We start from the raw sequence: 22838 nt of genomic DNA, 5'->3' as shown, positions 1-22838 counted from the left end.
TTTTTTCGTACCTTTAGGTAAATAAACATTTGATTTTTGCAGGATGATTATGTATAATGAATATTTGTGAGTAGTCTAGATAAAATTTAGATCGCTCTCCTTGCTCTTAAAACAATTTAAGAGCCTTATAGTCCATAGGGAGGTGAAAATCAATGAGTCAAAACACGAAGTATGAAATCACATACATCATTCGTCCGAACATTGATGAGGAAGCAAAAACTGCTTTAGTAGAACGTTTCGATACAATCTTAAAAGATAATGGAGCAGAAATTATCGATTCAAAGGATTGGGAAAAACGCCGTTTTGCTTACGAAATGAATGGATTCCGTGAAGGTATCTACCATATCGTCAATGCAACTGCACCAACAACAGCTAGTGCAGTTAACGAATTCGATCGTCTTGCAAAAATCAATGACGATATTATTCGTCACATGATCGTTAAGATTGAAGAATAATTGTTTCACGTGAAACAATTGACGAGAAGGGAGCTGGCTTTACTTTGATTAATAATGTTGTACTAGTTGGTCGTTTAACGAAGGATCCTGATTTACGCTATACAGCAAATGGTACGGGTGTAGCAACGTTTACTTTGGCAGTGAATCGTAATTTTACGAATCAAAGCGGAAATCGCGAAGCGGACTTTATCAATTGTGTTATTTGGCGGAAATCGGCAGAAACTTTAGCAAATTATGCGCGAAAAGGAACTCTATTAGGAGTGACTGGGCGTATCCAAACAAGAAATTATGAAAATCAGCAAGGTCAACGTGTCTATGTGACGGAAGTCGTTGCTGAAAACTTCCAGTTATTGGAATCTCGTTCCGCAAATGAACAACGTCAACAGAACCCAGGTTCTAACGATAATTTCCAAGGTGATTCAAATAATTCCAACAACAATTATAATCAATCCTCTCAGTCAGCTAAGAACACTATGCCTGACTTCGATAGAGATTCAGATCCATTTAGTGGATCCTCGATCGACATTTCAGATGATGATTTACCATTCTAGCAATCGAATAGGAGGGAAACAGAATGGCACAACAAAGAAGAGGTCGCAAACGTCGTAAAGTAGACTATATTGCTGCTAATCATATTGAGTATATCGATTATAAAGATATCGAATTGCTAAAGCGTTTCATTAGCGAACGCGGAAAAATTTTGCCGCGTCGTGTAACTGGGACAAGCGCCAAAAATCAACGTAAATTGACAATCGCTATCAAACGAGCACGTATTATGGGCTTATTAGCATTTGTTTCTGAAGAATAAAGAGATGATTTTAAAAAGAAGACTTCATTATTGAGGTCTTCTTTTTTTGTTTCACGTGAAACATTCAATAAAGTCGCTTGCTAAAGAAGATTGTGATAAAATTACAATGTTAGAAGATGCCAGTGCTGTTTTGTTGGGGGTTTTCTTTTAGTAAAATAAAACGGTAGAACGAAATAGGAGGTCATAGATGAAAAAGAATCCTCGCTTAAAGTGGTCTTTTTTTCTATTCTGTTTACTACTGATTCAATTAGCTGCAATATTCTTGTTGCCATTTTCTTTTTTAACGGCAGGCATTGTTATAATAATCGATCTTTTGTTGTGGGGCTATACAATTATTTTGCGTAATCGAATTGAGATTACCAATCAACAAAAAATTCAGTATGCTTCTCGACGAGCCCAAGAGGCCTTAGATTATGTGTCTGATGACATGCCCGTAGGCATTATTACATGGGATGATTCTAATACATTTGTTTGGACGAATCCTGCAATAACAGGAAAAATACAGGATTTATCAAAAGAAGATCAACAAGATATGATCAATGAGTTATTGCAACGTGCAGAAAAAGGGAAGAGTCTTTATAAAATAGACAATATACTTTATCATTTTGATTTGGATAGAGAAAAGCGTGTAGTGTATTTGATTGATATAACTAAAGAATATGCGTTAGAAAATAAGGAGAGACAACAACAAGCGGTTGTTGGAATTCTTTCGGTCGATAATTATGATGACGTGATTGATCGTCGTGATGACAAAGAAATATCAAATTTAAATTCTTTTATTACAACAATTATTTCTGATTGGATGGATTCCTATCATATTTTTTATAAACGAGTGAATGCAGAACGTTTCTTTCTCTTTGCTAGATATGATGATTTGGAGAAAATGATTGAAAATAATTTTGATTTATTAGAACACATACGTGTATCTGCTGAGAAGCAAGATATGTTGATTACTGTCAGTATGGGAATTAGCTATGGCAAAGAGAATTTAGAAGTAATCGGTGATGATGCACAGAATAATCTGGATATTGCTTTGGTTCGCGGTGGAGATCAAGTAGTAGTCAAAAATGCGACTGAGGGACAAAAGCCAGTTTTTTATGGTGGCAATTCGGCAAGTGCAGCTAAACGTACAAGAGTCCGATCAAGAGCGATGTCAACGGCATTAAAAAACGTCTTCAATCAAACAGGGAATGTATTTGTAATGGGACATCGGTTTCCAGATATGGATGCTATTGGTTCAGCATTTGGAGTTGCTTGTTTAGCACGTTTTCATGATAAAAGAGTTCATGTCGTGATCAATGAAAATGAGACCATACCTGATGTTGAACGGTGTTTAGAAGAGATACACGAGAATGGTGAACTAGAGAGTCTTTTGATTTCTCCTGATGCTGCAAAGAAGCAACGTAAAGCAGGGGATTTATTGGTAATGGTAGATTACCATCGACCATCTTTATCTATTGATCAAGAGTTGTATGATCAGTTTGAAAATATAGTCATCATTGATCATCATCGAAGGGGTGAGGAATTCCCAGAAAAATCTTTGTTAACTTACATCGAATCCTCTGCTTCATCAGCTTCGGAATTGGTGACCGAACTGATCCAGTTTGAAAGTAACGAACGTCAACGAATGAGCAAGATGGAAGCGACGCTCCTATTGGCGGGGATGACCGTTGATACAAAAAACTTTGCAGTTAGAACAACGGCCAGAACTTTTGATGTAGCCAGTTATTTAAAGACTTGTGGAGCAGATGCTTCTTTAGTACAATACTTATTGAGTACGGATATTCAATCTTATCTGGAAATCAGTAAATTGGTAGGTGAAAGTGATTATGTCAGAGATGATATAGTTGTTACTACTGGAACCGATAAACAAGAGTACGACAGTGTGACCGCGGCTAAAACTGCCGATACACTGTTGTCAATGGTAGATATCAATGCAGCTTTTGTAATTATTAAAAGAACTGATGGTGTAATTGCTATTAGTGCTCGTAGTTCTGGGACGATTAACGTCCAGACAGTTATGGAAGCTTTGGGCGGAGGGGGGCATTTCACTAATGCCGCTACTCAATTGTCTAATAGTACAATCGCTCAAGCGAAGGAACAATTGCTGGATGCTATCAATAAACAATTAACGGAGGGGACCGAAGAATGAAAGTAATCTTTTTGCAAGATGTTAAAGGTAAGGGAAAAAAGGGCGATATTAAGGAAGTCCCAACAGGCTATGCACAAAATTATTTATTAAAAAATAATTTGGCTAGAGAAGCAAATAAAAGTAGCATCTCCGAATTAAGCGGTCAAAAGAAAGCACAAGCTAAGAAAGCGGCAGAAGTATTAGCCGAGGCTAAAAAATTAGCTGATTTTTTGGCGAAAGAAGAAACTGTAGTAGAGATCAAAGCTAAGGGTGGAGAGGATGGACGTTTGTTTGGATCAATTCCATCCAAACAAATCGCTGAAGGATTAAAGAGACAGTACGACTTAAAGATAGATAAACGGAAAATTGAATTAGAAAATCCGATTCGCACGCTGGGATATACAAAGGTTCCTGTTAAGCTTCATACGGATGTTGAAGGAATCATTAAAGTTCATGTAGTGGAAGAATAAAGGTTAAACGAAGTATTACAAGAGAGTATGGGAGTTCTTGAAATTAAGAGGATTTCCCGTACTCTTTATTGTATTTAACGGATAGATTTTGTAAAATAGATGGACAAGAGGAGCGTAAACAAACATGAGCGAAATGTTACAAGATCGTGTGCCACCCCAAAGTATCGAAGCTGAGCAAGCTACTCTAGGTTCCATTTTTTTGGAGACCGATGCTTTGATCACAGCCATGGAGTACATAGTTCCAGAAGACTTTTATCGTCGCGGTCATCAATTGATTTTTCGTGGAATGATCCAATTAAATGATCGCAATGAAGCAATTGATGTGGTGACGGTTAAGGAATTGCTGGAACAACAAAATCAGTTGGAAGATGCAGGTGGATTAAGTTATTTATCTGAACTTGCTTTGAGTGTTCCAACTGCTGCTAACGTTGGTTATTATGCTAAGATCGTGGAAGAAAAATCCTTGTTGCGAAATCTGATTCAAACCGCTACGAATATTGTGACTCAGGGTTTTGAGCAAGGAGACGACGTTCAGACGATTTTAGATGCTGCCGAACGTAATATTATGGAAGTATCCGAACGACGTAATAAGAGCGGTTTTTTAACCATTAGCGAGGTGTTAAATACCGCTATTGAAAATATTGATCAATTGGCACGAAATGATGAAGAGATTACTGGTTTACCAACAGGATATGCAGCGTTGGATAAGATGACAGCGGGATTACAAGCCGAAGAATTAATTATCTTAGCAGCACGTCCTGCAGTTGGGAAAACGGCATTTGCTCTTAATATTGCCCAAAATGTCGGGACTAAGACAGATAAAGCAGTGGCCATTTTCAGTTTGGAAATGGGGGCAGAATCACTCGTTAACCGGATGTTGTGTTCAGAAGGGTCAATCGAAGCGAGTCATTTGAGAACTGGACAATTGTCTGAGGAAGAATGGCAGAATTTGATCGTTGCTATGGGAAGTCTCTCGCGGGCAAATATATATGTCGATGATACCCCAGGTATTAAAGTTTCCGAGATCAGAGCAAAATGTCATAAGTTGGCAAAAGAAAAGGGCAACCTTGGTTTGATATTGATTGATTACTTGCAGTTGATTGAAGGGACTGGCCGAGAGAATCGTCAACAAGAAGTTTCTGAGATTTCACGACAATTAAAGAAACTTGCCAAAGAATTGAAAGTACCAATTATTGCTTTATCACAGCTTTCTCGTGGTGTTGAGCAACGGCAAGATAAACGTCCAGTGTTAAGCGATATTCGTGAATCAGGATCAATTGAGCAAGATGCTGATATCGTAGCCTTCTTATATCGTGATGACTATTATGACCGTGAAGGTGAAGAAGAGGAAGAATCATTAGCCAACCGGAACGTGATCGAAGTGATCATTGAGAAAAACCGGAGCGGGGCGCGAGGAACTGTTGAACTGCTCTTTATCAAGGAATACAATAAATTTTCTTCATTATCACCTAGGGAAGATTTTTAGCGCAAGTTTTGAACTTGTGCTTTTTTTTGTATTTTCTTTGTTATTCGAAAATAATGTTCGTGATTTCCCTTCTTTTTTTCTCCGTTATCCTTTAATATTCGAATTTTCATTGAAGTGTGACGCTTTTCTTGATACAATGATTCAGGATTAAATAAAATAAAATGAGGTGTTCAGATGTCATCTGTAGTAGTTGTAGGGACGCAGTGGGGCGATGAAGGTAAAGGAAAGATCACGGATTTTTTGAGTGAAAATGCGGAAGTCATTGCTCGTTACCAAGGTGGAGACAATGCAGGTCATACAATCAAATTTGACAATGAAACATATAAATTACACTTGATTCCTTCTGGTATTTTCTACAAAGAAAAAACTAGTGTCATCGGGAATGGCGTAGTGGTCAATCCAAAATCATTAGTTACGGAATTGGCTTACTTACATGAACGTGGGATCACAACGGATAACTTACGTATCTCGGATCGAGCTCACGTAATTTTGCCATACCATATCAAGTTAGACCAGTTGCAAGAAGATGCAAAAGGTGAAAATAAAATTGGTACTACTATCAAAGGTATTGGACCTGCTTACATGGATAAAGCAGCTCGTGTAGGTATTCGCGTGGCAGATTTATTGGATAAAGAAATTTTCGAAGAACGTTTGAAGATCAATTTAGAAGAAAAAAATCGTCAATTCGTTAAAATGTTTGATGATGAGGCGATGGACTTCGAGGATATCTTTGAAGAATATTATGAATATGGACAACAAATCAAACAATACGTAACGGATACATCAGTTATCTTGAATGATGCTTTGGATGAAGGGAAACGTGTTCTCTTTGAAGGCGCACAAGGTGTTATGTTGGATATAGACCAAGGTACATATCCTTTCGTTACTTCATCCAACCCTGTTGCTGGTGGTGTGACAATTGGTAGTGGCGTAGGACCGGCGAAGATCGACAAAGTAGTTGGCGTATGTAAGGCATACACTTCACGTGTCGGTGATGGTCCTTTCCCAACGGAGTTATTTGATGAAGTTGGAAATCAAATACGTGAAGTTGGACGTGAATACGGTACAACAACTGGTCGCCCACGTCGTGTTGGCTGGTTTGATTCTGTTGTAATGCGTCATTCTAAACGTGTTTCAGGGATCACTAATCTATCTTTGAATTCAATCGATGTTTTAAGCGGATTAAAGACAGTTAAAATCTGTACTGCTTACGAATTGGATGGAGAACTGATTTATCATTATCCAGCAAGCCTTAAAGAACTGAACCGTTGTAAACCAGTCTATGAAGAACTGCCGGGATGGAGCGAGGATATCACAGGATGCCGCGATTTAGCGGACTTGCCAGAAAATGCGCGTAACTATGTTCGGCGCGTTTCTGAACTTGTCGGTGTAAGAATCTCAACGTTCTCTGTAGGTCCGGATCGGACTCAAACAAATATTATGGAGAGTGTTTGGGCACAGATCTAACATATTATGAGACAAGCAGCCAATTATCGAGTAAAATAGATTTACTATTAAGTGGGTGTTTGGAGGATTTTAGAATGTATCAGATTCTGACAGATTCATGTTGCGATGTGCCTTATGAATTACTAGAAGAAAATAACGTTGATTTTATTTCGATGTATGTCTCAATAGACGGAACAGAATTCGCGGATGACTTGGGGCGCAGTTTTAAGATCGATGATTTTTATCAAAAAATCAAAGACGGAGCGATGCCAACGACGTCGCAGGTTAATGTTGGTCGTTATGTGGAATTTTTCCGTAGCTACGCTGAAAAGAATGTCCCTATTTTGTATATTTGTTTTTCATCCGGAATGAGTGGATCTTATCAAAGTGCGATGCAGGCTGTTGAAATCTTAAAAGAAGACTTACCAGATGCAGAGGTCTACGTGGTGGATTCTTTAGCCGCTAGTGGCGGTGAAGGACTGATGGTTTATGAAGCTGCTAAGAAACAACAAGCAGGTATGACAATAAACGATTTGTATCAGTGGTTGGAAGATAATAAGTTGACTTACCATCATTGGGTAACAGTAGATGATTTAAACCATTTGCAACGCGGTGGACGAATCTCTAAGACGAGTGCGGCAATTGGTGGTTTAATGAATATCAAACCAATTATTACAGTCGATGTTGAAGGCAAATTACAAAATGTTGAAAAAGTACGGGGACGTAAAAAAGCGTTACAGTTAGTTGCTGACAAAATTGCTGATGCAACAACTGACCCAGTGAATCAAACGATTTTTATTACTACTAGTGCTGATCAAGTAGGTGCGGAAGAAGTAAAACGTCATTTGGAAGAAAGTATCCATCCGAAGGAAATTCGTATTTTCCCATTGGGGACAACGATTGCTAGTCATACTGGCCTTGGTTGTATTGCAGTCTTCACTCGTGGTGAAAAGAGAGATTAATAAACGAGCAAAAAAGAGGAAATCTATTTGATTTCTTCTTTTTTTATTGCCCTTTTTGCTGACTGAAGTTGCGAATTAAGTCAATCAATTGACCACGAATCATTGAATTCAAAATTTGTTCTCGTTGAACGAGTGAGATCATAAAAGTAGGTTGAGGTTCATCAGTAATAGGGATCTTAATCAAATTATCTTCTGGAGAAACAGCGAGTTCGGCTAAAAAACCAATGCCGATTTGCTCACGAATCATCCCTTTTAAGATATTCAAATTACTATTTTGGTAAATAATTTCTGGTTCAAAATGGGCTTGCTGCGCCATTTTTTTAAATGCTGTTGGATGAACGTAGTGTTCATTCAATAAGACAAAAGGTTCTTCTTTCAGCTCGGAGAAGGCCAATTCTTTCCTTTTAGCCAATGGATGATTTGGGCTTACTACGATCATGAATCTTTTTTCAATCAGAAGTTCACTAGTCAATTCATCATCACGGATGGGCTGCGTCGAACCAAGAAGGGCAAGATCAATTTTTCCACGGCGTAATAGACTATAAAGATCTCGCGAACCGCCGTCTACCAGATGGATGTGGCGCATCAAATTATTTTTGAATAGGTAGGAAGACAGTTTTGGAAAATAGAAGTTTCCAATAATCGGCGGTAGACCAAAATCTAATGTCTCTTCTTTTAAACGATCAATTTCAGTAATAGCAATTGTGACTTCTTTTAAAATATTCGAAATATGGCGAGAAAGAATCATTCCAGCTTGTGTGATGATCAATTGTTTATGAGATTGATCACGATAGACGAGCTGTGTGCCTAACTCTTCTTCCAGTCTTTTAACAGCATAAGTGATAGTTGGTTGGCTGACATGAAAGGCATTCGCAACCTTGGTAAAATTTTTTTCTCGAACTAAACGTTGGAAGTATTCTAGATCTTTAAAATTCATAATAAGCTCCTTTTTGTGAAATTAGACTATCATATAAATAAAATTTATCCTAGGCTTTTGTTTTGACTATAGTTTGTGAGAACGTGTATCGTCTTACTTGTATTCATCGAAGACGTAAAAAAATGAAAGAAATAGCGTTCATAGATAAAGAAACCATTTTTGTGAAGGAATCAGCTGAGGTCGTTACAAAAGAGAAGAAGTTAAAACAAATGAAATGATCTCAGAGCAGTAACTGTTTGAAAAAAACAGTTGGTAGAAAGGTGGAAAAAAAATGATTTTCTTTCAATCAATTCAAAGTGTTTTAAGTATCATTATAATGATTGCTTTAGGATATATATTGAAACGACAAGGCTGGTTTGACGAAAGTTTTGGCAAGAGTATTTCGTCCTTAATCACACGTGTAGCATTGCCGGCCTCCATCTTTGTTTCCGTTTTAAAGAATTTAACAAGAGAAAGTTTATTTCAATTATCAGGAAGCTTAATTTATCCAGTTGGTGCGGTTATTATTTCCTATATTTTAGCGTATGCGTTAGTTAAACTTCTAAAGGTTCGTCCAGGTCGTCGCGGTATTTTTATGAATGCTATTGTAAATGCAAATACGATCTTTATTGGTTTGCCTTTGAATATCGCATTATTCGGTGAAAAGGCATTACCGTATTTCTTGGTTTATTATGTGACCAACACCGTGTCTACTTGGGCTTTTGGAGTGTTCTTGATCTCAAACGATGATCCAACCAAAGTCAAAGGTGAAAACAAAGCCAAGTTGAATTGGAAGAAACTATTGCCACCGCCACTACTAGGCTTCATCGTAGCGATCATTTTCCTATTAGTAAGGATTCCTGTACCAAGCTTTATCAATGCAACGCTTGGTTATGTAGGCAGCATTGTTACACCGCTATCTTTACTTTATATCGGGATTGTTTTGCATGATGCAGGTTTGAAGAGTATACGATTTGATCGTGATACAGTCGTAGCTTTACTGGGACGTTTCGTTTTAGCACCTGCTGTATTGATCGCCTTGATCGCTCTTGGGTCGAATGCTTTTGGGGCTAGTCTAGCACCTCTTTTGAAACAAACGTTGATTGTACAATCTGCTACACCGATGTTGGCTGTATTGCCAATTTTAGCAAATGAAGCTCATGGTGATGTTAAATATGCTACAAATTTAGTAACAACCAGTACCATATTATTTGTGGTCGTTGTTCCGATCTTGATGGAACTTGTTCAATTTATTTAGTTTCACAACACAAAAACCATTTGCGAAAAATCGCAAATGGTTTTTGTGTTGTGAAACTGTTTCCAAATATTTAGTCGATTTCTTATTAAGATAATTGACTCATTTGTTTTTGGACTTCTGGATTTTCTAAAAATTCATCATAAGTTGTTTCTGCACGATCAACGACGCCATTTTCAGAAACCGCAATAATACGGTTAGCGATCGTTTGGATGAACTGATGGTCATGAGAGGCGAATAGAAGCGAACCTTTATACGCAATTAAACCATCATTCAATGCGGAGATTGATTCTAAATCCAAATGGTTGGTCGGATCGTCTAAAACCAAAACGTTTGATTTTGACAACATTAATTTCGACAACATACAACGAACCTTTTCTCCACCAGACAAGACGTTGACAGGCTTCATGACTTCATCGCCTGAGAATAACATCCGACCTAAGAAACTACGCAAGAAAGTATTGTCATCTTCTTCTTTGCTGGCATATTGACGTAACCAATCAAGAATCGGCATAGAACTGTCAAATTCCTTTGTAGTATCTTTTGGTAAATAAGCCTGACTAGTCGTTACACCCCAACGGATAGTCCCTGAGTCCGGTTCAAGATCACCCATAATAACTTTGAATAATGTGGTCGTTATTAAGTCATTTTCAGCGATGAAAGCGACTTTATCATCACGGTTCAAAGTAAAAGAGATATTATCTAAAATCTTTTTGCCGTCGATCGTTACGCTAATATTATCAAGTTGTAACAAGTCATTACCGATTTCTCGTTCTGGTTTGAATTGTACAAATGGATAGCGGCGCGAAGATGGTTGAATGTCATCTAACGTAATTTTATCCAACATTTTCTTTCGGGAGGTCGCTTGTTTTGATTTCGATGCATTGGCGCTGAAACGAGCAATAAAATCTTGTAACTCTTTGATTTGTTCCTCTTTTTTAGCATTTTGTTGTGATTGTAATTTCGTTGCTAACTGGCTTGATTCTAACCAAAAATCGTAGTTTCCGACATACAATTTGATTTTACCGAAGTCTAGGTCAGCCATGTGAGTACATACTTTGTTTAAGAAGTGACGGTCATGGGATACGACGATTACGGTGTTCTCAAAGTTGATTAAGAATTCTTCTAACCAGTCAATTGATTGGATATCTAATCCATTCGTTGGTTCGTCCAGTAATAGAACATCGGGTTTACCAAAAAGCGATTGAGCCAATAAGACTTTGATTTTTTGTCCGGCTGTCAATTCACTCATTTTTTGTTGGTGCAAGCTTTCAGGAATATTTAACCCCTGCAATAAAACAGCAGCTTCTGGTTCGGCTTCCCAGCCGTCAAGTTCGGCAAATTCACCCTCCAGTTCGGCTGCACGAATACCGTCTTCATCAGTGAAATCTTCCTTCATATAAACGGCATCTTTTTCTTGCATAACTTGGTATAAGCGTTCGTGTCCCATAATGACTGTCTCAAGAACAGTATACTCTTCAAAGTCAAAATGATTTTGTTTTAGAACAGCCATCCGTTCATTAGGACCTAAAGTAACAGAACCAGTAGAAGGCTGAATATCGCCTGCTAAAATCTTAAGAAAGGTTGATTTTCCGGCGCCATTCGCACCAATCAACCCGTAACAATTGCCGGGAGTGAATTTAATATTTACGTCATCAAATAATTTACGATCAGGAAATTGTAAACTAACGTCATTTACTGTAATCAATGATTTTCCTCGCTTTATCAGTATTGGCGCAAGGCCTCTTTGCATTATATCGAGGAACATCTGAAGTTTCAAGTCAACCTTTAAGAATTTACTTGCCGATTAAAATAAGATAGACTGAAGAACTGAAGGGATGTGTCAGTATGATCGGGATAATTATCGCGACCCACGACCATTTAGCGGATAGTCTATTGAAAACGGCTGAATCCATTTTAGGTGAGCAGGACTGTGTAGAAACACTAAATATAGAACCAGGTGCTACAGGACTACAAGAAAAAATCGATGATTTCGCTAAAGATTTATTGACGAAAGTTGATGAACTTGTTTGGTTAGTCGATATGTTTGGCGGCACACCATTTCGCTATGCTAGTTTTTGCGTAGTGAATGATCCACGCCAATCTTTAGTGACAGGAGTAAACTTACCGATGGTCTTGCAAGCTTTGGTGAATCGAGAAATACCAGCAGATGAATTAACGAAACAATTAGAAGTAGAAGCAAAACAGACGATTCGAAGAATGTAAAAGGTTGTGCCTAAATTATCAGGCACAACCTTTTCATTTTATTTCAATAGTTCACGTAGGGTGGGCATATCATGAACTTGATATTTTTCTTTGAAGGCATTGATTTGTTCCGCTGAGAATTTTTCTGGTTCTAATTCTAGCGCTTCGACTGGTAAAGGTCGTTCGTCCTTGATCTTGATATCGATCACGACAGGACGTTTGCTGGCTTTCGCTGCTGTGAAAGCAGGTTCTAATTGACTGTATTCAGTAATCGTGAAGCCATCAGCACCGAGCGCTTCTCCAACTTTGCCGAAGTCAGCACCTTCTAAGAAGACACCGAATTTTTGTTGTTCTGTATCTTCTTGTTCCGCTTCAATGAAGCCAAAGGCATTATTAGAAAAGACTACATTGATGATCGGTAAATTATATTTTACTTGAGTGATGATATCTTGCATTTGCATTGCAAAGCCGCCATCGCCACTGAAAGTAAAGACTTGTTTGTCGGGATAAGTTAATTGTGCTGCAATCCCGCCAGGTACACCATTTCCCATCGTTGCGAACCAACCAGAAGTTGTGAATTGTTGATCGCCATTCATTTCTAAGTGGCGAATCGCATTCAATGTAACATTCCCAACATCGGCAACATAAACGGTATCTTGTTCCGCAATCCGATTAACTTCTTTGAAAACAGGTTCTGCGCGGAGTGGTGTGGAATCATCGTCGTAGAAGCTCTTGCGCCAAGCATGCCAATTACGAATATTTTCTTGATTAGCTTTCAGCCATGCATCTGCAGGGCGCTCTTTTCCAAGCTCAGTCCATCGGCGAAGAGCTGTTGCACCGTCACCTAAAATGGATTGATCTACAGGATGACGACGCCCAAATTTAGTTGCGTCAATATCAACTTGAATAAATCTTGCATCCGGATTGAAGAAATAACGACCAAACGGGAAATCGCTACCGACAAATACAATCAAATCAGCATCGGCTAAAGCTTCATTCGCTGGCTTGGTTGCCACACGAGCGGCAAAGCCTAAGAAGTTCTCATATAGATCAGGAACAATTCCTTTAGCTAAAACAGCTGCAGCGACGGGCATTGAGAAATGTTCAGCGAAGGTTTTAATAGCATCGAAGCCACCACGTACACCTTGCCCAACATAAAGAACGGGTTGTTTCGCTACTTCAATTAAAGGTAAAGCAGCCTTCAGATCAGTTTCATCAGGAAGCAAAACGCCAGTTTTATGATTTTTCGCAGTTGCGATTTCTTCTTCCTCGATTTCTGCAAAACCAAAATCTACAGGGATTGTAACAACAGCGACACCTTTTTGTTGATACGCCGCTTTAATAGCTTCATCTATCACGTGAGGCAAGCTTTCGGGAGTCATCACGGTTCGATTGTAGACACTGACATCTGCAAACATGGGATTTTCATTTAATTCTTGGAAAGAATTATAATTCATGGCAGTTGAAGCAACCTGTCCTAACAAAGCTAGAACAGGAACATGGTCCATTTGTGCGTCATAGAGACCGTTGATTAAGTGACTAGCTCCAGGACCGGCAGAACCAAAAACAGCACCGATTTTACCAGTTAATTTTGCATCAGCAGCAGCTGCTAAAGCACCGGCTTCTTCGTGTCGAACTTGGATGTATTTTACTGATTCACGTTCATGGTACAACGCGTCCATCGTCGAGTTGAATGAACCGCCGGGAATTCCATAGATATGATCAATTTTCCAAGCCTCTAAAACATTGACCATAGCAACGCCTGCATTAATTTTAGACATCTTCTTCACTCACTTTCTTTTTGTAAGTTTCCTACTAAAAAAGTATAACGCGTCTTAAAAAAACCAGCAAAGAAAGTGTCTCCAAAGAAGTTTACAGGCACACCTAAAACATGATAAGGTTATATCAAACAAACGTTTTCAGGATACCAGTTTAGATTTGTCGGTTATACCCAGTAATTTCAATTAAAATAGGATGTAGGGGCAAAGTATTCGATTAGTTTATATCCGAATAATCGACTGATCTTCTGAAAAAAGTATATATTAATGGGAAGTAGGAGGTTCTTATGATTGGATGGCTACTTAATTTAGCAGCCTGGCAGCAAGCATTAGTGGGCACACTATTTACTTGGGGAATGACAGCTTTAGGTGCTGCATTAGTTTTTTTCTTCAAAAATATCAATCGTAATGTATTGAACCTAATGTTGGGATTTGCTTCTGGTGTAATGATTGCGGCGAGTTTTTGGTCGCTGTTAGACCCAGCAATAGAGGCTGCAGAGGAGAACGGATCGATTCCTTGGCTAGTAGTGAGTCTCGGTTTTGGTCTGGGAGGGCTATTTCTTTATATAGCAGACAAAACAATCCCTCATATGCATTTTGGACCGAATAAAGAAAAAGAAGGATTACCCAGTCATTTAAAGCGGACAATTTTGCTAGTATTTTCGATTACTTTGCATAACATTCCGGAAGGTTTGGCAGTTGGAGTTGCTTTTGGAGCAGCCAATGAAGCGGCGAATCCGGCAGCTGCAGTTTTAGCTGCAATTTCTGTATCATTAGGGATCGGGATTCAAAATTTTCCAGAAGGTGCAGCAGTCTCGATTCCCTTGCGACAGGAAGGGCTGAGTCGAACGAAGTCATTCCTTTACGGACAAGCATCAGGCCTCGTAGAACCGATCGCAGCTGTCATAGGAGCGATCCTAGTAACGAGTGTTCAGCCTCTGTTGCCATACGCCCTATCTTTTGCGGCCGGAGCTATGATTTATGTAGTAGTAGAGGAATTGATCCCAGAAGCCCAAGCAACGACGGATAGTAAGCATCATTTTGGAGTATTTGGCGCGATGGCAGGATTTATTATTATGATGATCTTGGATGTGGCGTTGGGATAAAAAATCGTAAAACAGTGGTTAGGAAACGACCATTGTTCTACGATTTTTTTAATATGTCCGTCCACGACGTTTGGTTAACCAATTGACTAAGAAATAAGCAATTGCTAATGGGATTGCGATTCTAAAGAATAAACCGATCAGACCTGAAAGGAGCGGGCCTACAATACTTAAAATCAAACTAGCAACTAAGAAAAAGCCGACAACAGCTAAAATTCGAACAACCATAGGATAATTTTTCATCATTTTGAATTCCTTCTTTCCATTTGTTTTAACTTAAACCTAGTTTAGCAAATTATATTCTTGCTTACGTCCAACTTAAGACGTATTTCTCGTAAGAATTTTTGTGCTGTTAAATTTAATAATGAAGAAAAAGCACAGGTCCCAATTACCATATATTTGTAAAAAAGAGCATCTAAATAGCGATTAAGATAACGAGAAATAACGAGCGGATCAAATTAATGAAGCAGAATGACATTATTCTTGATATTTTAGGCTTTTTTTTGTTTAATAGTATCCATAGTAATTTATCTTATTTTTAGTTAGCAATGACTGTTAGGAGAAAAAATGCCAAAATCACGAATTGAAGCTTTTACAGATGCGGTCATTGCAATCATCATGACCCTTTTAGTTTTAGAATTACATGAACCGGGTGCGCCTACTTGGTCTGCCTTTTTACAAATGGAACACAAATTTATTGTGTACTTGATCAGTTTTATCAGCTTGGCCATCTATTGGAATAATCACCATCATCTTTTTCAACTAGTGCGGAAAGTAGATGGCAGGGTTCTATGGGCTAATAACTTTTTGATTTTGATGATGACGCTCTTTCCGTATGTCACTGCTTGGGTAGGGGATTATCCGTTTGACTGGCCGCCGCAAGCTTTATATGGATTGGTCACGTTAGGAACCGACTTAGCGTATTATTTATTAGTACAGGCATTGATACGAGCTAATGGGAAAGATTCGAAGATCGGACAAATGTTTAAACATTATCCAAAATCATATTTGTCGATTGGACTTGCACTATTGGCTTTGATCCTAGGAAAGTTAATTGCACCAATCGCGGTATTGATTGTTAATGTTCTGATTCTATTGATGTGGTTTATTCCTGAAAAAGCTATCGAAAAGACGTTATAGAAAGCGCAGCCTTGAGCTGTGCTTTTTTTTATAGTAATAAATTGTTAACTGTTACTGTTGTTGAAAACGGCAAGTTTTTATATCCATCCTATTCTTGATTATTCACTATTATGAGTTCGTAGTTTTTAGGAAATACTATATTCCTTTTATTATCTGTGGTAGAGTTTAAGCAAATGTTTTTATGGAGGTATCTATGTTAGAAGCAGTTATTTTTGATATGGATGGTGTCTTGGTTGATTCCGAGTATATCTATTTTCAAAGTAAATCACAGATTCTTAAAGAAGCGGGACACGAAGTTAAGGAGAGCTACCATTACCAATTCATGGGAACTACAGGCGATTATATGTGGGAACAGATGAAGCAGGAATTTTCATTACCATTATCGGTACCAGAGTACGTTCGACAGATGAACGATTTGCGAAAAGAAATGACCAAACATGATGGAATTAAAGTGATCCCTCATGCACAGGGGTTTGTAAAGCGCTTGTACGAGGGAGGGTTAAAACTAGCGGTGGCTTCCTCCTCTTCGTTGGCAGAAATTAAAGATAATTTAGTGGAGATTGGATTGTCCGATTATTTTTCAGAAGTAGTCAGCACGGAAGAAGTGGAACATTCAAAACCAGCACCCGATGTCTATTTAGCAGCAGCAAATCGTTTAGGTGTTAAACCTGAGAATTGTTTAGGAATCGAAGATACAAAGAATGGTACGGGTGCGGTTCGCAATGCTGGATTGGTCGGCATAGGCTTTGCAAACCCCTCTTTTCCGAAACAAGATTTGGCATTTGCCGATGTCGTAGTATCCACTTTTTCTGATTTAGATGCCAAAACACTGGCTAAAATTTATCAAGAAGTGAGGGAGCAGCGTGTCTAAAGCGATCATTTCCAGTAAAGCTTTTTTGGTTGAAGGTGGGTGTAATGCTTGCGGACTTCAAAGTACCGAGACTTTTACAATTCATTTTGCTGATCAACGTTCGGAAATATTAGATAGTTTTGACGTTTCTTCACTTGTTCAAACAATTGCACAAAAGAATGGTTGGCGTGAAACAGCTATTCCGGTAGGCATTAGCGAGGAAAAGATTGTTTTAAAAAAAGGTTTAGAGATTGTCAGTCCGAAATATTTAGGTGAACAAATAGTTTATCAAAGAGATAACCAGCGAATTCAAACTAAGCGAACATTCGAAGATACGGCCGAATTGTTTGATAAGGTCAATCAAATTTTGGTACAGCTTTTTGAAATTGAGCCCTATGAGATAGAAAGAAACTAAAAGATTTAATTAGTAAGGGGCGTGGAGAGCCACACGGATAAGATCTGTGATGTTCTCCACTTTTTTGTTGTTCATTTAAAATAATTATCCGCATAAATACACACTTTTTTTCTTAGAAAGATATTTCGCTAATTGAGTCGAGTGAAAATTCTCCGGGAAAGAATTTATTTAATTAGGCAATGATTTAATAGAAGAAGACAATGTAAATAAGTAGTGTTTGGTAAATTTATTTTTGAAAATTAGTGTTCTTTTTTCTAGAGATTTGATTAAAGGATAACTATTAAATATATTTATTAAAACGTTTCAACAGAGCTTGAGCTACAATTGATTTTTACTCAAAATAACTTTAAATAATGCATATAAATGAATCCGTCTGTGAGATGTTATTTTTAGACATCCATAGATTACTGAGTATACTAAATGGCATGAAAGTGAAGAAGGTAGTTTGAAATGAAAGTAAAATACTATTTTTATAAAACGATAGATGGTCCACCCATGAAGGGTGTGCAAATAAAAATTCAAGAAAATCCACCAGAAACAGGGGATGAGATTATCTTGAAAAGAAAAAAGATTCCGTATGTTTTCATTGCATTTGAAGTAACAAAACACATTATCGGATATGGTCAGACGAAACAAACCATTGTTAAAGTTAAATGTATTCAAAAGGATTTGCTGAAACCATAAAGAGAAAAATAGTTGAGTTGACGAGCTCAAAGAGATGATAATGAGGACGAAGAGAGAACTTAATTTAAAAAGAAAAAAAGCGAATAGGTTCCATCTATTTATATTGGGAGAAATTTTTTTGGTTTATCTTTCCACTGTTAGTTAAGAACTATGTTTGTATAATAGAGGATCTTTTTCGGAGTTTAATTGTAAGAAAAAGAAGTTGGAAATTATTTCATATGCTAAAAAACGTACGCGTGAACAACTAAATGAGAAAAATTTAGTCTGGCAAATTAATGTGCCAGGCTTTTTTCTTCAAATTCCTGCAAAGTCTAGCTTACATAAAAAACAGACAAATAATGAGACTCTTGATAGAATGAGGAAAGATTCAGAGTACCAAGTTGCATAATGTGTAACAAAAAACAGAAACGTAACCATTGATTTCCACCTATATTTAGGCATTCTTTGTTCTTACAAATATTTTTTTGTGAAATAAATATTTTTTAAGCACCAAGTTGCATAAAAAACACCGAACTATTTGGGAACAAATAAGATGGAAATGTAAGCGGTTTTAGATTAAATTGAGGATGTAAAGAGGGATGACAATGAATTTAGAAGAGCGAACCAATCAGATTTTTGTTGAGTTAGTCAACAACCCTCAGATCACTAGTAAAGCGCTATGTGAAAAATTTGATTTAACGCGAGGGCAATTGAATTACGCTTTGAAAAAAATAAATGATTCTTTATTAGATGAAAATCTGGGTGAGATTAAACGAACAAAAAATGGTCACTTTCTCATTGCAAATGAGATTCTTTCAACTTATAAGGGTGGTGATGACCAACTCGGAGTGTCAACTGAGAGTTACGTTTTTTCAGGTAAAGAAAGAGCGGCCATAATCGAGTTGATGTTGTTGAGTAAAGAAGATTATCTTTCATTAAATCATTTCATTGATGAACTGAAAGTTAGTCGGAATACAGTGTTAAGAGATCTGAAAGAAGTTGATCACGAGTTACAGCAAAATGAATTGTCACTGAAGTATACCCGATTAAAGGGATACTTCATCCAAGGCGATGAATGGAACAAGCGGAATTTACTTTCTGACCTACTGGGTAATCTAGCGATGATGCATAACGGAGTTAATTTTATTATACATTTTGCTAATATCGATCCTAAACAAATTGAAGCCTTTCGAACGCGAGTAGAACTGGTAGAAGAAGAGTTGGAAGTTCAATTCACAGATGAACGCCTAAAAACATTACCTTTACTAATCATATTAATGATTCGGCGGGCACAAAAAGGCAAACTGATTTCGTATAGTTTCAAGATCAATTATCGAGAATTGGCGGATACGAAAGAATATTTAGCCGCGGATCGAGTAATTTGGGATGTTGATGGGTTGAGTGAAAATGAACGCGTTTACTTAACGATGCTTTTATTGACTACCAACCTTTCGCGTGGCGATATCTTATCTGTTAAAGAGCTGACTAAAATGAAGGAAGCTTTGGAAAAGGTTATTGCCAATTTTGAACGAATTGCAGGTGTAACGTTAGAAGACAAAGAAAAGCTGCTAGATCGACTTTTGGTACATATGAGACCAGCTTATTATCGGATCAAATATCATTTAAATCTGCAAACACGGTTTTACCAAGAAAATAAGGATGCCAATTTATTCTCTTTGTTTTACTTAGTCAAGGAAGCTAGTGGCCCATTAGAAACATATTTTGAACAGCCGATTCCTGATGCCGAATTGTTTTTCATTTCTTTATTCATCGGCAGCCATATTGTAGAAAGTTCCGAGATCGTCCATCCAGAAAATCGGAAACGAGCAGTTATCGTTTGTCCTAACGGCATTTCAATAGCAGCCTTGTTGGAAAATACACTGCGAAATTTATTACCCGAAATTGATTTTGTTACAACTATGTCCGCACGGGAGTTTTATCGAACCAATTATGATGTAGACTTTATTTTTTCAGCAGTTCCGCTAAAAACGGAAAAAAAAGTTTTCGTAGTTGACAGCTTTTTACCTGAGAAAGAAAAACGGCAATTAAGGGAGCGAGTGCTGCGAGCAACTGCAATTATCCAAACAGAGATTGTGACGCCGGAAAAGATCTTAACTGTCGTTAAAAAACATGCGGAAATACTAGATGAAACTAGCCTTTATGAAGAGCTATTAGGTTTGTTCGTACCAAAGGAATCGAGAATTTTAGAAAAAAAACGGCCGCATTTAGTTGATTTACTAAAAGGAGAAATGCTTCAAATCTTTGAAGAAGAAGTCAGTTGGTCGGAAGTATTAACTGCGTTAGGGGAACCTTTAGAGCGGCAAAAAATTATCACACCAGAGTATATCAAAGCTCTAAAAAAAGAAATGCCAATCTTACCAGCGTATACGGTTTTACGTCATAAAATCGCGTTGCCTCATACAGTCAAAGAAGCGGGGGCAATCGGTGTAGGAATTAGTTTGGGAATTGTAAAAAAAGGAATCGTTACAGAAGATGGGAAAAAAATTCATACGGTCATCTTGTTAGCTTCAAACGACAAAGAAGAACATCTAGATTTGATCTTCGAAATGATGAGTTTAGCAGGGGCGGATCAATTGGCAAGACTAGAAAAGGCAACAACGAAAGAAGAAATACGTGAGACGTTGATAGATTTCAACGATGAGTATTGGAGGGCAAAATGATGACAGAAACGACACTGAGTTCCTATGTGAAAGATCCATTAGTTTTCGCACAAGAAAATTTCTCTTCTCGAGAGGAACTATTTGAACAAGTTGCGCAGAAAGCATCTGATCTTGGTTGGGTACGAGAAGATTTTTTGGATCGAATAAGAACACGGGAAGAAACGTTTCCAACAGGGATTCAACTGATGAGTATGGGGGCAGCGATTCCGCATACGGATGCTGAATGTATCTTGGAAGAATTTGTCGCGGTGATAACATTGCAAGATTCCGTTGTTTTTCAAAGTATGGAGGACAACAACCAGCAAGTTAAAGCACAGATTGTCTTTGTCCTAGGTTTAAACCAACCCCATGCACAACTAGAAATGCTGCAATCGTTAATGGGATTACTGCAAAATGAATCTGCTTTATCGGAACTTTTATTGGCAAATACAGCAACTGAATTAGTCAGTGTGATTAAAAAAAATAATTTATAAGGGAGAGTATTAAAATGAAAAAAATTCGTGTATTAGTAGCGTGTGGCGCAGGTATTGCAACATCAACAGTGGTTATGAAAAAGGTTGAGGATTTGTTTGCTAAGAACAATATGCCGGTGGAAATTACGCAAATTAAAATTTCAGAAGCGGCATCTAAACAAGATGGAGCGGATATGTTAGTCACTACGACTATGTTGCCGACAGAGTATAAGATTCCGGCAATTAAAGCGATGGCATTTTTAACAGGGATTGGAACAGAAAAAGTTGAAAATGAAATCATCGAGGCAGCAAAAGGGATTCAATAATTTATTATATATAGGAGGAATGAATCAATGGATGGTTTAATGGATGTGGTACAAAGTATTTTAGGTGCCGGGCCAAGTGTCATGTTGCCGATCATCATTTTTATTGTTGGAATTATTTTTAGAGTTCCAGTGAAGAAAGCAATTATTTCAGGAATAACTGTTGGTATTGGGATGATCGGAATTAATTTGGTGATTACGGTTTTAACAACCAACGTTGGTCCGGCGGCGCAGGCGATGGTTGAACGGTTCGGTTTGAACCTGACGATCATTGATGCGGGCTGGCCAGCAGTCTCAGCCGGGACATGGGCGCAACCAATCGCGGCTGTAATGATTCCAGTGATCTTAATCGTAAATTTAATCATGTTGGCATTAAATCGAACCAAAACACTGAACATCGATATCTGGAACTACTGGCATGTTAGTTCTGTGGCAGCAACTGGTTATATTGTAACAAAAAGTTTTTTCTTTGGCATCCTGTGTGGAATTTTGTTTACGATTATTATTCAGATTATTGCCGATAAAACTGCACCAAAAGTACAAGAGTATTACGGATTAGAAGGAATTAGTATTACTACGGGCTCGGCCCAAGGATATGCCATTTTGGCCTTACCGGTTGGCTGGTTAGTGGATAAGATTCCTGGCATTAACAAATTAGATGTAAAACCAGAAACGATTCAAAAACGTTTCGGAATTTTCGGAGAGCCCATGATCATGGGGATTATTATTGGGATGTTCTTAGGATTACTTGGTGGATACGACTTTATTGGTATCTTGAAAATCGGAATGAACATGGGTGGTGTTATGTTCTTAATGCCGCGAATGGTAAAAATTCTGATGGAAGGGCTAATTCCAATTCAAGAAGGAGCCCAAAAACTATTGCAAAGTCGTTATGGTGACCGTGAAATCTATCTAGGGATGGATGCGGCCTTAGCTACAGGTTCGCCTGCTGCTTTGTCCACTGGTCTTTTGATGGTGCCGATCACATTGTTCTTAGCTGTAATCTTACCAGGAAACCGTGTATTACCCTTTGGAGATTTAGCTACTATACCTTTCTTTGCAGCACTAGTTGTACCAAGCCGTAAAGGAAATATTTTACACTCAGTTATTTCGTTAACAGTGGTTATGGCCGCAGCTTTATTGATGGCTACAAACTTTGCACCGGTTATTACTCAAATGGCGCAAGGAATTGTGAAATTCCCGGATGGGGCAGCTCAAATCACTAATTTAGATACAGGCGGAAACTTCTTAAAATGGATATTCTTGAAACTTTCAGAAGTTGTCGCTTCAATTATGTAG

The 22838-nt window shown here is 38.0% G+C and carries 23 protein-coding genes; 19 read left to right on the top strand and 4 right to left on the bottom strand.

Annotated features, from left to right (window positions below; genetic code table 11):
* The first annotated feature begins 152 nt into the window (after positions 1-152).
* The 8 genes from rpsF (at position 153) to PGP85_RS10525 (ending at position 7758) form a co-directional block, all read left to right on the top strand.
* The gene (gene rpsF / locus PGP85_RS10560) at positions 153-455 is read left to right on the top strand and encodes a 30S ribosomal protein S6 (protein ID WP_010742561.1); all 303 of its coding nucleotides are present in this window, start codon (positions 153-155) and stop codon (positions 453-455) included.
* A 44-nt stretch (positions 456-499) separates the two neighbouring features.
* On the top strand, positions 500-1006 hold the full coding sequence (gene ssb / locus PGP85_RS10555) for a single-stranded DNA-binding protein (protein WP_010742562.1): 507 nt from the start codon (positions 500-502) through the stop codon (positions 1004-1006).
* A 23-nt stretch (positions 1007-1029) separates the two neighbouring features.
* Positions 1030-1263, top strand: a complete 234-nt coding sequence (rpsR, locus tag PGP85_RS10550) for a 30S ribosomal protein S18 (protein WP_010742563.1) — start codon at positions 1030-1032, stop codon at positions 1261-1263.
* A 187-nt stretch (positions 1264-1450) separates the two neighbouring features.
* Positions 1451-3415 carry a DHH family phosphoesterase gene (locus tag PGP85_RS10545; RefSeq protein ID WP_010742564.1) on the top strand — a complete coding sequence of 655 codons (1965 nt, stop codon included), beginning with the start codon at positions 1451-1453 and terminating at the stop codon, positions 3413-3415.
* Positions 3412-3864, top strand: coding sequence for a 50S ribosomal protein L9 (gene rplI, locus PGP85_RS10540; RefSeq protein WP_010742565.1), 453 nt, complete (start codon positions 3412-3414; stop codon positions 3862-3864). The genes PGP85_RS10545 and rplI overlap by 4 nt, the downstream gene beginning before the upstream one ends.
* A gap of 124 nt (positions 3865-3988) precedes the next feature.
* Entirely contained in the window at positions 3989-5350 is a 1362-nt protein-coding gene (gene dnaB / locus PGP85_RS10535; RefSeq protein WP_090404026.1) for a replicative DNA helicase, read from the top strand.
* Positions 5351-5524: 174 nt separating this feature from the next.
* Positions 5525-6817, top strand: a complete 1293-nt coding sequence (locus PGP85_RS10530; RefSeq protein WP_010742567.1) for an adenylosuccinate synthase — start codon at positions 5525-5527, stop codon at positions 6815-6817.
* A gap of 74 nt (positions 6818-6891) precedes the next feature.
* Complete coding sequence (locus PGP85_RS10525; protein WP_010742568.1) at positions 6892-7758, top strand: DegV family protein; 867 nt, start codon at positions 6892-6894, stop codon at positions 7756-7758.
* 43 nt (positions 7759-7801) lie between these two features.
* Here PGP85_RS10525 and PGP85_RS10520 read toward each other — a convergent pair whose 3' ends face one another.
* Positions 7802-8695, bottom strand: coding sequence for a LysR family transcriptional regulator (locus PGP85_RS10520; protein ID WP_010742569.1), 894 nt, complete (start codon positions 8693-8695; stop codon positions 7802-7804).
* 271 nt (positions 8696-8966) lie between these two features.
* Here PGP85_RS10520 and PGP85_RS10515 point away from each other — a divergent pair, with 271 nt between their 5' ends.
* Entirely contained in the window at positions 8967-9932 is a 966-nt protein-coding gene (locus PGP85_RS10515; RefSeq protein WP_270327410.1) for an AEC family transporter, read from the top strand.
* Between the two features lie 85 nt (positions 9933-10017).
* Here PGP85_RS10515 and PGP85_RS10510 read toward each other — a convergent pair whose 3' ends face one another.
* Positions 10018-11637, bottom strand: a complete 1620-nt coding sequence (locus PGP85_RS10510; protein ID WP_010742571.1) for an ABC-F family ATP-binding cassette domain-containing protein — start codon at positions 11635-11637, stop codon at positions 10018-10020.
* A 140-nt stretch (positions 11638-11777) separates the two neighbouring features.
* Between PGP85_RS10510 and PGP85_RS10505 the strand changes: the two genes are divergently transcribed.
* Positions 11778-12155 carry a PTS sugar transporter subunit IIA gene (locus tag PGP85_RS10505; RefSeq protein ID WP_010742572.1) on the top strand — a complete coding sequence of 126 codons (378 nt, stop codon included), beginning with the start codon at positions 11778-11780 and terminating at the stop codon, positions 12153-12155.
* A gap of 38 nt (positions 12156-12193) precedes the next feature.
* On the opposite strand, the gene spxB is transcribed toward PGP85_RS10505, so the two are convergent.
* Positions 12194-13915 carry a pyruvate oxidase gene (gene spxB / locus PGP85_RS10500; RefSeq protein ID WP_010742573.1) on the bottom strand — a complete coding sequence of 574 codons (1722 nt, stop codon included), beginning with the start codon at positions 13913-13915 and terminating at the stop codon, positions 12194-12196.
* A 284-nt stretch (positions 13916-14199) separates the two neighbouring features.
* Here spxB and PGP85_RS10495 point away from each other — a divergent pair, with 284 nt between their 5' ends.
* Positions 14200-15018 carry a ZIP family metal transporter gene (locus tag PGP85_RS10495; RefSeq protein WP_010742574.1) on the top strand — a complete coding sequence of 273 codons (819 nt, stop codon included), beginning with the start codon at positions 14200-14202 and terminating at the stop codon, positions 15016-15018.
* 48 nt (positions 15019-15066) lie between these two features.
* Here the strand turns inward: PGP85_RS10495 and PGP85_RS10490 are convergent, their stop codons facing one another.
* Positions 15067-15261: a hypothetical protein gene (locus PGP85_RS10490; protein ID WP_010742575.1), complete on the bottom strand. Its 195-nt coding sequence runs from the start codon at positions 15259-15261 to the stop codon at positions 15067-15069.
* Positions 15262-15582: 321 nt separating this feature from the next.
* Between PGP85_RS10490 and PGP85_RS10485 the strand changes: the two genes are divergently transcribed.
* From PGP85_RS10485 to PGP85_RS10450, 8 genes are all read left to right on the top strand, one after another.
* Positions 15583-16155, top strand: a complete 573-nt coding sequence (locus tag PGP85_RS10485; protein ID WP_010742576.1) for a TMEM175 family protein — start codon at positions 15583-15585, stop codon at positions 16153-16155.
* 193 nt (positions 16156-16348) lie between these two features.
* On the top strand, positions 16349-17026 hold the full coding sequence (locus tag PGP85_RS10480) for an HAD family hydrolase (RefSeq protein WP_010742577.1): 678 nt from the start codon (positions 16349-16351) through the stop codon (positions 17024-17026).
* The gene (locus PGP85_RS10475; protein ID WP_010742578.1) at positions 17019-17420 is read left to right on the top strand and encodes a DUF4809 family protein; all 402 of its coding nucleotides are present in this window, start codon (positions 17019-17021) and stop codon (positions 17418-17420) included. Before PGP85_RS10480 ends, PGP85_RS10475 begins: the two co-directional genes overlap by 8 nt.
* Before the next feature lie 450 nt (positions 17421-17870).
* The gene (locus tag PGP85_RS10470) at positions 17871-18104 is read left to right on the top strand and encodes a hypothetical protein (RefSeq protein WP_010742579.1); all 234 of its coding nucleotides are present in this window, start codon (positions 17871-17873) and stop codon (positions 18102-18104) included.
* A 584-nt stretch (positions 18105-18688) separates the two neighbouring features.
* Positions 18689-20764, top strand: coding sequence for a BglG family transcription antiterminator (locus PGP85_RS10465; RefSeq protein WP_270327409.1), 2076 nt, complete (start codon positions 18689-18691; stop codon positions 20762-20764).
* Entirely contained in the window at positions 20764-21237 is a 474-nt protein-coding gene (locus tag PGP85_RS10460; RefSeq protein WP_270327408.1) for a PTS sugar transporter subunit IIA, read from the top strand. The genes PGP85_RS10465 and PGP85_RS10460 overlap by 1 nt, the downstream gene beginning before the upstream one ends.
* A 14-nt stretch (positions 21238-21251) precedes the next feature.
* Positions 21252-21542 (top strand): PTS sugar transporter subunit IIB, encoded by a 291-nt coding sequence (locus tag PGP85_RS10455; RefSeq protein ID WP_010742582.1) that lies wholly within the window; start codon positions 21252-21254, stop codon positions 21540-21542.
* Between the two features lie 27 nt (positions 21543-21569).
* Positions 21570-22838: a PTS galactitol transporter subunit IIC gene (locus PGP85_RS10450; protein WP_010742583.1), complete on the top strand. Its 1269-nt coding sequence runs from the start codon at positions 21570-21572 to the stop codon at positions 22836-22838.

It is taken from the genome of Enterococcus malodoratus (genome assembly GCF_027659535.1).
Classification (GTDB): Bacteria; Bacillota; Bacilli; order Lactobacillales; family Enterococcaceae; genus Enterococcus_A; species Enterococcus_A malodoratus.
The sequence above is the reverse complement of the archived record's forward strand: the minus strand, read 5'-3'. Positions and strand labels throughout refer to the sequence as shown.